Annotated in this window: 8 protein-coding genes; 1 reads left to right on the forward strand and 7 read right to left on the reverse strand. The window is 73.3% G+C overall.

Annotation, left to right across the window (positions count from 1 at the left end; translation table 11 throughout):
- Window positions 1-37: 37 nt before the first annotated feature.
- Entirely contained in the window at window positions 38-1,357 is a 1,320-nt protein-coding gene (gene murA / locus RNC47_RS30245) for a UDP-N-acetylglucosamine 1-carboxyvinyltransferase (RefSeq protein ID WP_311603306.1), read from the forward strand.
- Between the two features lie 19 nt (window positions 1,358-1,376).
- Here murA and RNC47_RS30250 read toward each other — a convergent pair whose 3' ends face one another.
- The 7 genes from RNC47_RS30250 to RNC47_RS30280 form a co-directional block, all read right to left on the reverse strand.
- A complete protein-coding gene (locus tag RNC47_RS30250) occupies window positions 1,377-3,239 on the reverse strand; it encodes a caspase, EACC1-associated type (RefSeq protein WP_311603308.1) in 1,863 nt (620 codons plus the stop codon).
- Window positions 3,236-3,622, reverse strand: a complete 387-nt coding sequence (locus RNC47_RS30255) for an effector-associated constant component EACC1 (protein WP_311603310.1) — start codon at window positions 3,620-3,622, stop codon at window positions 3,236-3,238. The genes RNC47_RS30250 and RNC47_RS30255 overlap by 4 nt, the downstream gene beginning before the upstream one ends.
- Before the next feature lie 175 nt (window positions 3,623-3,797).
- Window positions 3,798-4,079, reverse strand: a complete 282-nt coding sequence (locus tag RNC47_RS30260) for an HU family DNA-binding protein (RefSeq protein ID WP_132931688.1) — start codon at window positions 4,077-4,079, stop codon at window positions 3,798-3,800.
- A 282-nt stretch (window positions 4,080-4,361) separates the two neighbouring features.
- Window positions 4,362-5,783 (reverse strand): NAD-dependent malic enzyme, encoded by a 1,422-nt coding sequence (locus RNC47_RS30265; RefSeq protein ID WP_311603312.1) that lies wholly within the window; start codon window positions 5,781-5,783, stop codon window positions 4,362-4,364.
- Window positions 5,784-6,101: 318 nt separating this feature from the next.
- Window positions 6,102-8,384: a HelD family protein gene (locus RNC47_RS30270; RefSeq protein ID WP_311603314.1), complete on the reverse strand. Its 2,283-nt coding sequence runs from the start codon at window positions 8,382-8,384 to the stop codon at window positions 6,102-6,104.
- A 135-nt stretch (window positions 8,385-8,519) separates the two neighbouring features.
- On the reverse strand, window positions 8,520-9,674 hold the full coding sequence (locus RNC47_RS30275) for a uroporphyrinogen-III synthase (RefSeq protein WP_311603315.1): 1,155 nt from the start codon (window positions 9,672-9,674) through the stop codon (window positions 8,520-8,522).
- Window positions 9,675-9,817: 143 nt separating this feature from the next.
- Complete coding sequence (locus RNC47_RS30280; RefSeq protein WP_311603317.1) at window positions 9,818-11,215, reverse strand: nitrate/nitrite transporter; 1,398 nt, start codon at window positions 11,213-11,215, stop codon at window positions 9,818-9,820.
- Window positions 11,216-11,569: the final 354 nt, after the last annotated feature.

Consider the following 11,569-nt stretch of genomic DNA (forward strand, 5'->3'; position numbering starts at 1 on the left):
GTGGCCCCCGCACCGACCCGTAGGGATCTCGAGTTCGATGACCGACGACGTACTGATTGTTCACGGCGGCACCCCGATCGAGGGGGAGATCAGGGTCCGCGGGGCGAAGAACCTCGTGCCCAAGGCGATGGTCGCGGCGCTGCTCGGCAGCGCGCCGAGCCGGCTGCGGAACGTGCCCGACATCCGCGACGTGCGCGTGGTGCGCGGCCTGCTCCAGCTGCACGGGGTGACCGTGCGCAGCGGCGAGGAGCCGGGCGAGCTGGTGCTCGACCCCTCGCACGTGGAGAGCGCCAACGTGGCCGACATCGACGCGCACGCCGGCTCCTCGCGGATCCCGATCCTGTTCTGCGGCCCGCTGCTGCACCGGCTGGGCCACGCGTTCATCCCGGGCCTCGGCGGCTGCGACATCGGCGGCCGTCCGGTGGACTTCCACTTCGACGTGTTGCGCAGCTTCGGCGCGACGATCGAGAAGCGCGCCGACGGCCAGTACCTGGAGGCCCCCAAGGGGCTGCGCGGCTGCAAGATCCGGCTGCCCTACCCGTCGGTCGGCTCCACCGAGCAGGTGCTGCTGACGGCGGTGCTGGCCGAGGGCGTCACCGAGCTGTCGAACGCGGCGGTCGAGCCGGAGATCGAGGACCTGATCTGCGTGCTGCAGAAGATGGGCGCGATCATCTCGATGGACACCGACCGGACCATCCGGATCACCGGCGTCGACCGGCTCGGCGGCTACACGCACCGGGCGCTGCCCGACCGCCTGGAGGCCGCCTCGTGGGCGAGCGCGGCGCTGGCCACCAAGGGCAGCGTCTACGTGCACGGCGCCAGCCAGCGGGAGATGATGACCTTCCTCAACGTGTACCGGAAGGTCGGCGGCGAGTTCGAGGTGGACGACGCCGGCATCCGCTTCTGGCACCCCGGCGGCCCGCTCAACGCGATCGCGCTGGAGACGGACGTGCACCCGGGCTTCCAGACGGACTGGCAGCAGCCGCTCGTGGTGGCGCTCACCCAGGCGTCGGGGCTCTCCATCGTGCACGAGACGGTCTACGAGTCGCGTCTCGGCTTCACCAGCGCGCTCAACCAGATGGGCGCGCACATCCAGCTCTACCGGGAGTGCCTGGGCGGCGCGTCCTGCCGCTTCGGCCAGCGCAACTTCCTGCACTCGGCGGTGGTCTCGGGGCCGACCACGCTGCAGGGCGCCGACCTGGTCATCCCCGACCTGCGGGGCGGCTTCTCGTACCTGATCGCGGCGCTGGCCGCGCAGGGCACCTCGCGGGTGCACGGCATCGGGCTGATCAACCGCGGCTACGAGAACTTCGCCGACAAGCTGGAGAGCCTGGGCGCCAAGGTGGAGCGCGCCTGACGCCCGGGCCCCGCGGTGTTCAGGGGAGCCGCACGGCGAGCGCGTAGAAGCGCGTGGTCTGCCGCGGGCTGCCGTTGTTGTCGGACACCAGGTGGAGCAGGTGCCGGCCGGCGTGCTCGCCGTCGACGACCTCCCGGCCGAGCGCCATGCTCTCCACGTTGTCGAGCAGCGGGTTGATCTGCTCCTGCTTGGCGACGGCGCCCGAGGCCGGGCAGTCACCGAGGTCGACGAGCAGCGTCTTGACCGGGAAGACGTCGGAGGGCGCGTCGCCGAGCGACTCGATCCCCGACACGTCGGTCAGGCCGGCGAACGACACGTGGTAGACGCGGACGGTGTTGCCGACGCCGGCGACGTAGCCGCGCTCCAGGGCGAGGAACTCCTCGTCCCCGAGCGCGGCCAGCTCGACCAGGGAGAGCCCCGAGTCCGACTGGTAGCCGAACTGGCCGGCCAGTCGGTAGTCGCCGCCGCGCGAGCCCGTGTAGCGCTGCACGCGCAGCATGTTCTGCCCGCGGTAGGTGTCGTCGACCGGGAGCGGCGTCTCCAGGCCCAGGTAGAGCGAGCCGCCGTCCGGGGTGACGGTGAGGGACTCCATGTTGACGTTCGGTCGGAAGTTGTCCGGGACGGGCAGGCTGGCGACCGCCCGGCCGTCCGCGAGGCGGAAGCGGGTGAGCGAGGGGCCGGCGTCCGACTCGGAGGCCACCAGCACGGTCTCGCCCTCGACGACCAGGCCCTCGCCGTCGAACTCCTCGCCCTGGTGCGGCGCGCCGTCCTCGTCGACCAGCGTCGTGACGTTCTCGATCTCCAGGCCCTCGAGTTCGGGGCCGCCGAGCGCCACCTCGTAGAGCAGCGCGGGGGTGTTGTCGCCGAGCACCAGCGCCCGGTCGCCCTCGGTCGGGGCGAGCGCCGAGAGGCCCTCCACGTCCCGGCCACGGTGCTCGGTGGTGTCCAGCGCGTCCGAGTGGCCGAGCAGCGTGGCCGCGGGCGAGCAGGCGCCGGCCCGTTGCTGGTCGGGGCCGGCCCCCCAGCGGAGGGCGAGCGCGGACGTGAGCACCAGCGCCGTGCCGGCCGCGACGACCAGGCCGGTCCGGCGCCGGCGCCAGAACGACGGCGGCGGCTGAGGGGGCGCGGGGAGGCGCGCCTGGTTGCGTACGAACGGCCGGGCGCCGGCCTGGTTGCGGTCCTGCCGCTGCGGCTCGGGGCGCCCCTTGGCCAGCAACGCGTCGTGCACCTGCCGGTACACGTCGTCGAGGGAGAGCAACTCGGGCCCGTCCGGCACCCCGTTGGTCAGCACGTCGACCAACTCGCCGGTGAACGCGGTGAACCGCTCGCCCGGCACGGAGAGCGCCCGCACGTTCTCGGCGGCCGAGGTCAGCAGGTAGGTGTCCTCGACGCTGGCCACCGTGCGCAGGCTCGCCGCGTCCGACATCCCGGTGCCGAGCGCCCGGCCGCTGAAGCAGCAGTCGAGGACGACGATCCTGCGCCGTGCCCTGCTGTGCTCGATGATCGCGCGGCGCAGCCACTCGTAGGGGACCGCGGTGTGCGGGCCGTCGGGGCGGGAGTCGGGCAGGGTGAGATGGAGCGTCAGGTCGTGCGGGTCGATGACTCCGTGGCCCGCGTAGTACACCACCAGGGTGTCCCTGGCCAGCTTCGCAGCCCTGATGACCGGCTCGATCAGCTCGTCGGGCGACCTGGGGTCGAGCACGGTGCGGCACCGCTCGTCCTCCGCGAGGCCCCAGACCCGTGGGTCGGTGAACGCGGAGTGCAGGGCGCGGCAGTTGTTCGCCACCGCGGGCAGCGGCTCGAGACGGCTGTAGCGCCGGACGCCGATGAGCACCCCGGCCGACTGCGCCGGATCCGGCGGCCCCTTGCCCTCGCCGCTCACGCCCCCTCCCCCGGGTTTCGGCCCGCCTCCCCGTCGTCGCCCGCGCCGAGGGCCTGGACCAGGGCGCGCGCGGTGGCGGGGTCGGCGGTGGAGACCGTGACGGTGAGCCCGTCGCGCTCGATCGTCACCCGGGCGCGCGGGGCGCAGGCGGCGCGCCAGGCGGCGATGGCCACGCCGAGGTTGGCCAGTTGGAAGCCGTAGTCGACGACGAGCCGGATGACGTCCGCCGAGACGCCCATGGTGCCCCGGGCCGCGGGCGCGCCGGAGAGCAGCGTGATCTCCGCGTGCTCGCGCACCCCCGGCTCCCTGCGCAGCCAGTCGAGCAGGGAACGCCGCTGTTGCCCGAGGGGATCGTCCTCGGGCGTGATCTGGATGGTCGTCACTCTTCTTCCCCGTGTGTCAGAGGCCGGCCGGCGCGCGGTGACCTTCTGGTCGGCGAAGAGCCTAGCGAGGTGTGGTGATCCTCACGCGGCCTTCGGCGACAGCCGCGGCCGCGCCCTGACAGCACGAGAGGGGTGGCCCTGGCCGGGCCACCCCTGCAACATGTTCACCACGGGGTCACTTGCCCCGGGCGGCCTCCTTCAGCTTGGAGCCCGCGGACACCTTGACGCTGTACCCGGCCGGGATCTGGATCGGCTCGCCGGTCTGCGGGTTGCGCGCGGTGCGGGCGGCACGGTGGGTGCGCTCGAAGGTCAGGAAGCCGGGAATGGTGACCTTCTCGTCCCCCTTGGCAACGATCTCGCCGACGGTCTCGGCGAAGGCGCCCAGCACGGCGTCGGCGTCCTTTCGAGTCACCCCGGCGCGGTCGGCCAAGCTGGCCACCAGCTCACTGCGGTTCATATTTCGTACTCCCGTGTTCATCTTGCCAATGAGGCGTGAGATCGAAGCCGATGCTGCCAGGGCCCACTGACAGCCCCAGGACCAGGGTCTGACTTCCGGGCCCCTCGCGCCCGGATACGCATCCTGCCCCCACGGGAGGCGAGAAGGCCAATCCGGCGCCCGCGGGGTCACACGAAGAGCGCTGATCGCCCGCCGCCATGACGGTCCCGTGGCTCGCCTCTCCCGTCACCCTAAGGGGCGGCCGCGGAGGCCGGGCAACCGACTCGCCGCCGGGTCGGGGCCCTAGGCGCCGGCGTGCCCGGTGCCGCCCTGGGCCGCCTCGCGGACGGCGTCGGCCACCGCGCCCGAGACCTTCTCGTTGAAGACGCTGGGCACGATGTAGTTGGCGTTCAGCTCCTCCTCGCCGACCACGTCGGCCAGCGCGCGGGCCGCGGCCAGCATCATCGACAGGTCGACGGTCCGCGACTGGGCGTCGAGCAGGCCGCGGAACACGCCGGGGAACACCAGAACGTTGTTGATCTGGTTGGGGAAGTCGGAGCGCCCCGTGGCCACCACGGCGGCCGTCTGGCGGGCGATGGCCGGGTCGATCTCCGGGTCCGGATTCGCGAGCGCGAACACAATCGCGTCGTTCGCCATCGCCGCCACGTCCTCGGCCGCCAGCACGTCGGGCGCGGAGACGCCGATGAAGACGTCGGCGCCGACGATCGCCTCCTTCAGGGTGCCGGTGACGCCCTCCGGGTTGGTGTTGTCCGCGATCCAGCGCAGCGGCGAGTCGCCGTCGGCGTCCACCAGGTCGGCGCGGCCCGAGTGCACCACGCCGTGGATGTCCGCCACCACCGCGTGCTTGACGCCGGCCTCGATGAGGAGCTTGAGGATGGCGGTGCCGGCGGCGCCCGCGCCTGACATGACGACCCGTACGTTGCCCAGCTCCTTGCCGACCACGCGCAGCGCGTTGGTCAGCGCGGCCAGCACCACGATGGCGGTGCCGTGCTGGTCGTCGTGGAAGACCGGGATGTCCAGGGCCTCGCGCAGCCGCGCCTCGATCTCGAAGCAGCGCGGCGCGGAGATGTCCTCCAGGTTGATGCCGGCGAAGCCGGGCGCGATCGCCTTGACGATCTCCACGATCGCGTCGGTGTCCTGGGTGTCGAGGCACAGCGGCCAGGCGTCGATGCCGGCGAACCGCTTGAACAGGGCGGCCTTGCCCTCCATCACCGGAAGCGCGGCGTGCGGGCCGATGTTGCCGAGGCCGAGCACCGCCGAGCCGTCGGTGACGACGGCCACGCTGTTGCGTTTGATGGTCAGCCGCCTGGCGTCCTCGGGGTTGGCCGCGATCTGTGTGCAGACCCGGGCCACACCCGGCGTGTAGATCATCGAGAGGTCGTCGCGATTGCGAATCGGGTGCTTGGACTTCATCTCGATCTTGCCGCCGAGGTGCATCAGGAAGGTGCGGTCGGAGACCTTCCCGAGCGCCACGCCCTCGATGCCGCGCAGCTTCTGGACGATCTCGTCGGCGTGCGCGGTCGAGCTGGCCGCGATGGTCACGTCGATGCGCAGCTTCTCGTGGCCGGACGCGGTCACGTCCAGGCCGGTCACCGAGCCGCCCGACGACTCGACGACGGTGGTGAGCTGACTGACCGCCGTACCGCTGGCCGGGACCTCGAGACGGACCGTCATCGAGTACGAGACACTGGGCGCCGTTGCCATCGCCGACTTCCTTCGCTTTCCTGAAAACCGCCCCCGAAAGTGCTGTCACCATACGAGAGCGTCGCGCCTCGGTGAAACCCAGGGCGCGGGACCGATATGACCGTAACAGCAAAGCGTCACAGCCATGGAAACGGTGTGGAAAGAAGGAGGGGGGAGAGGTAGGGGCGCCGACCCGCCAGCTCGCCTCGCGGCAAGTGGTCGCTCGTAGCGACAATGGTTGGGCCCGGGGGCATGGAACGGGCCGACGCCAGTTTCAGGCTACCGCACGCGTCCCCGCCCGGTGCAAGTGCGGGACTCCGCCCACGTCAACCGCCCAGCTCAGCCGGCCGGGACGGCCGTGTCGCCAGCCGTGGCCAGCACGGTGAGGCGCTGGGTGGCGCGGGTGAGGGCGACGTAGAGCACCCGGAGCCCGGCGGGCGACTCGTCGGCGATCTCGCCGGGGGCCAGCACCAGCGTGGCGTCGTACTCCAGGCCCTTCGCCTCCAGGCTGCCCAGCACCATCAGCCGCTCCCCGGCCTCCGGAAGGTCGGCCAGCCACCCCGCGACCTCCGCGCGGCGACGCATCGCCACCACCACGCCGACCGTGCCCGGCACCTCGGCCAGCAGCCGGCTCGCCTCGGACCGCGCCGCGGCCCGCAGCGCCCCCGCCGACTCGACGGTGGCGAACCGCGGCGCGATCCCGGTCTCCCGCACCGCGCGCGGCGGCACCGCACCCGGCATGGCCCGGGACAGCACCCCGTCCGCGACCCGCGCGATCTCGGCCGGGTTGCGGTAGTTGACCGTCAGCTCGAAGCGGCGCCGCATCCGCCGCCCCAGGGCCCGGTCGCGCTCCGCCGCCGCCTCGGCCGGGTCCGGCCACGAGGACTGCGCCGGGTCCCCGACGATGGTCCAGGTGGCCTGGCCCCCGCGCCGGCCCACCATCCGCCACTGCATCGGAGTGAGGTCCTGCGCCTCGTCGACGATCACATGCGCGTAGTCCAGGCGCTCGCCGCCGTCGGCTTCGGTCGCCGATGCCCGACCGTTCGGCGCGCTGCGCTCCGCGTAGGTGGTGAGCTCGGCGAGCCCGGTGAGCTGGTCGAGCACGTCGACCTCGCGGGGCGCCGCCGGTCTGGTCGGGGTGCCGAGCAGCACCCGCAGCTCGTCGAGGAGCGCCACGTCGTGCGCCGAGAGCCCGGCGCCCGCCGGGGTGACCCGGCGCAGCGACCGCGCCAGCTGTCGCACCTCGCGCGGGCGCAGGATCCGGCGGGCCCAGCGGGCCAGGCGCTGCTCGTCGGCCATGGCCACGAGCACCTGGAGCGGGGTGACCTCGGGCCACCAGGCGGCCAGGAAGTCGGTGAACGCCTCCTCGTCCGCGATGTCGTCGTTGAACGCCTCGCGGGCCTCGGCGGCGAACCCCGGGTCCTGGTAGCGCTCCGGGGCGCCCGACTTCCGCCACAGCGCGTCCAGCAGCAGCCGGCGGGCGCGGGGCCGCAGCAGGTTGACGGGGGCGGTGCCGCCGAGGGCCTGCTGCCGGACCGCGGCCAGCTCCTCGCCGTCGAGTTCGACGCGGCGGCCGAAGGCGACCACCCGCAGCCGCCCGGGCGCGCCGGGCGCGTCGATCGCGCCGCGCGCCGCGCGGGCCAGCACCCGCGCCATGGCGGCCGAGCCCTTGATCCGCGCGACGGCCGGCTCGTCGTACGAGTCGGCCTCGGCGCCCTCGATCAGCGAGCCGAGCGCCCGGATCGCGACCTGCCCCTCCTCGCCGAGCGACGGCAGCACGCCCTCCGTGTACGACACCAGCAGCGGCGTCGGGGAGACCACCAGGATGCCGCCCGCGTACCGCCGCCGGTTCTGGTAGAGCAGGTAGGCGGCCCGGTGCAGGGCCACCGCCGTCTTACCGGTGCCGGGACCCCCGGTGACCTCGGTGACCGCGGTGACCGGCGCCCTGATCACCTCGTCCTGCTCGGCCTGGATGGAGGCGACGATGTCGCTCATCCGCCGCCCCCTGGCCCGGCCGAGGGCGGCCATCAGCGCGCCGTCGCCGACGACCGGCAGCTCGCTGCCGGCCAGCAGGGCGCGCAGTTCGGGGCGGAGCAGGTCGTCCTCGACGCCCAGCACCCGGCGGCCCCGGCTGCGGATCACCCGGCGCCGCACCACCCGGCCCGGGGCGACGGGGGTGGCCCGGTAGAAGGGCGCGGCGGCCGGCGCCCGCCAGTCGATGACCAGCGGCACGTACTCGGCGTCGAGCACGCCGAGCCGCCCGATGTGCAGGGTCTCGGCGATCTCGGCCACGGGCGCGCCGTCCTCCTCGCCGATCGCGTCGTCGGCCGGCTCGACCGAGGTGTAGGCGCCGTCCGGGCCGCGCACCCCGTCCTTGCCCGGCAGCAGGTCGATCCGGCCGAACAGGAAGTCCTCGAACTCGTTGTTCAGCCGGGAGAGGTGGAGCCCCGCCTGGAAGACCTGGGCGTCGCGCTCGGCGAGCGCACCCGGGGTGCCGACCTGGACCCGGTCGGCCGCGTCGGCCATCAGGAACTCGGCCTCGTGGATCTTCTCCGTCAGCCGCCGGTACACGGTGTCCAGGTGACGCTGCTCGTCCCGGATCTCGCGTTCCCGCACGTCCATGGCGCGGTCCCCCTCTTCGGCTGTCGGCTCCGCTGGTCTGGAAGGCGTTCCACCGTACGCCCATCCGGGGCCGTGCGTGCGGCATGTGCCACAGGTCGGACGGCCGGGGGCGGGCCGTCCGACGGGCCCCGACCGTTACTCGCCGTACTTGCGGCCGTCGAGTGCCGGATCGAGGGCGAGTCGGTAGCCGCGCTTGACCACGGTCTGGATCAGGGTCGGCACGCCGAGTGCCGTCCGCAGCCTCGCCATGGCGGTCTCCACGGCGTGCTCGTCCCGCCCGGCGCCGGGCAGCGCGCGCAGCAGCTCCGCGCGGGAGACCACCCAGCCGGGTCGGCGGGCCAGCACCCGCAGCATCGCCATGCCGGCCGGCGGGATCGGCCGCAGCTCGCCGTCGACCACGACGGCGTGGCCGCGGATCTCCACCCGGCGGCCCGCGACCGGCAGCGGGCGGGCGCGGGCCGGCAGCTCGTTGCAGAGCAGCTGGACCAGCGGGCCGAGCCGGAAGCGCTCGGGGGCCTGCGTCGGCACGTCGTGGGCCTGCAGCGGCAGCGCGGTGACGGGCCCGACGCAGGCCGGCAGCACCCGCTTCTGGAACGCGGCGACCAGCGGTTCGAGCACCCCCCGCTCCTCGGCCCTGCGCAGCAGCGAGGCCGCGGCCGGCGCGCTGGTGAACGTGACGGCGTCCAGGCCGCCGGCCAGCACCGTCTCGATCAGCCGGTCGACGGGGCCGAGGTCCTCGGGCGGCATCCAGCGGTACACCGGCACGTCCACGACCTCGGCGCCGGCCTCGCGCAGCGCCTCGATGAAGCCGGGTAGCGGCTCGCCGTGCAGTTGGAGGGCGACCCGCCGGTCGGCGACGCCCTCGTCGAGCAGCCGCTGGAGCACCTCGGCCATGGACTCGGAGGCCGGCGACCACGCCTCGGTGAGGCCCGCCGCCCGGATGGCGCCGCGCACCTTGGGGCCGCGGGCCAGCAGCTCACCCGAGCCGAGCGTGCGCAGCAGCTCCTCGCCCATGCCCCAGCCGTCGGCCGCCTCCACCCAGCCGCGGAAGCCGATCGCGGTGGTGGCCACGACGATGTCGGGGGCGTGGGCGATCAGCGCGCGGGTGGCGGCCAGCAGCTCGTCGTCGTCGGCCAGCGGCACGATGCGCAGCGCCGGCGCGTGCAGCACCTCGGCGCCGCGCCTGCGCAGCAGCGCGCCGAGCTCCTCGGCCCGGCGGGCCGCCGTGACGCCCACGGTGAAGCCGTCGAGTGGCCGGATCTCACGCCCCGCCTGTTCCTTCTGCGCCATCCGCTCCATCGATCCGTATCGCTCCGCCCCGAGATTTCCGATGCGTGGAACCGAGCCTGTCAACGGAGCGTGACAGGCTCGGTTCCGGTGGATTTCCCCCGGGTTACGCCGGGCCACGAGGGCCCGCCGCACCCGGGTTCCCGTCAGACTCCGACGTAGGCGGGCTGCCGGTCGTCGCTGCCCGGGCTCTGCGCGCCCTCCTCGGCGACTCCCTGGGGCGCGCTCGCGCCGCGCAGGTATACGGCCCAGGTAACCACGAAACACGCGGCATAGAAGGCGAGGAACGCGACGAAGGCGCTGAATCCGGACCCGGTGGAGAGGAACGACTGCCGGAACGCCAGGTTGATCCCGAGCCCGCCGAGCGCGCCGACCGCGCCGATCAGGCCGATCGCCGCGCCGGACAGCCGCCGCGCGTAGGCGGCCGCCGCCTCGCCGGTGAGGCCCTGGTCCTGCGCCTTGGCCCGGTAGATGCCGGGGATCATCTTGTAGGTCGAGCCGTTGCCCAGGCCGCTGAGCACGAACAGGCCGACGAAGCCGACGAGGAAGACCGGCAGCGACTCGTTCGCCGAGGCCAGCAGGACCACGACCGTGGCGAGGGCCATGCCGGCGAACGTGTACAGGGTGATCCTCGCCCCGCCGAACCTGTCGGCCCAGTAGCCGCCGACCGGCCTGATCAGCGAGCCGAGCAGCGGCCCGATGAAGGTGATGGAGGCCGCCTGGAGCGGGGTGCGGTCGAACTGGTTCTGCAGCACGAGCCCGAAGGCGAAGCTGTAGCCGATGAACGAGCCGAACGTCCCGATGTAGAGGAAGGACATGATCCAGGTGTGCCGGTCGCGGACGGACTCCCGGGCGGCGCCGGTGTCGTTGGTCACCGGGCCCAGGTTGTCCATGAACCGCCAGGCCAGCGTCGCGGCGACCAGGATCAGCGGCGCGTAGACGGCCAGCAGCACGCGGGGGTTGCCCTCACCGGCGGTGGCGATCACCAGCAGGCCGACGAGCTGGATCACCGGGACGCCGATGTTGCCACCGCCGGCGTTGAGGCCCAGGGCCCAGCCCTTCTTGCGCAGCGGGTAGAAGGAGTTGATGTTGGTCATCGACGACGCGAAGTTGCCGCCGCCGACCCCGGTGAGGGCGGCCACCAGCATGAACGTGGTGTACGACGTGCCCGGCTCCATCACCACCCACGCGAGCGCGGTGGGCAGCAGCAGCATCGCGGCCGACACCACGGTCCAGTTCCGACCGCCGAAGCGGGCGACGGCGAAGGTGTAGGGCACCCGGGCGACGGCGCCGACCAGGGTGGCCATCGACACCAGGAAGAACTTCCCGGCCGGGTCGATGCCGTACTCGGGCCCCATGAAGAGCACCAGCACGGACCACAGGGTCCAGATGGAGAAGCCGATGTGCTCGGAGAGGATGGAGAAGACCAGGTTGCGGCGCGCGACCCGCTCCCCCTTCTCCCTCCAGAACCGCTCGTCCTCCGGGTCCCACTCTTCTATCCAACGTCCGCCTCGCCGGGAGGCCACGGGCTTGGGGGCTGACATCACGCCTCCATCGGGCATCACGCCCGGTACTTGGTGCACGGTCACAGGTCCTCGTGATGCCCGAAGGTAGGTACCGCGCGTTTCGCGGCTGTGGCCCGAGGTGACGCGTGCGAAACCTTGCACTCACGAACGGGCACCCGGGACGGTGAGCGACGCCGCTACGCGGTGACGCCGGGAGGATTCGCCCGCCCACCCGCCTACCGGCGGCCGCCGCCACGCTGGCGGGCGCGTGGGCGCCGCCCGGCGCGCAGCGCCGTGGCGCTGCGCCCAGCCGGCCGGCCCACCAGCGGGCTGCCCTGCACCGGCTCCGGAAAGGGCGGGCGGGTGGGCGAAACCCGTCGCCCACCGGCCGGC

It is taken from the genome of Streptomyces millisiae, from assembly GCF_031845425.1.
In the GTDB taxonomy this organism is placed as follows: Bacteria; Actinomycetota; Actinomycetes; order Streptomycetales; family Streptomycetaceae; genus Streptomyces; species Streptomyces millisiae.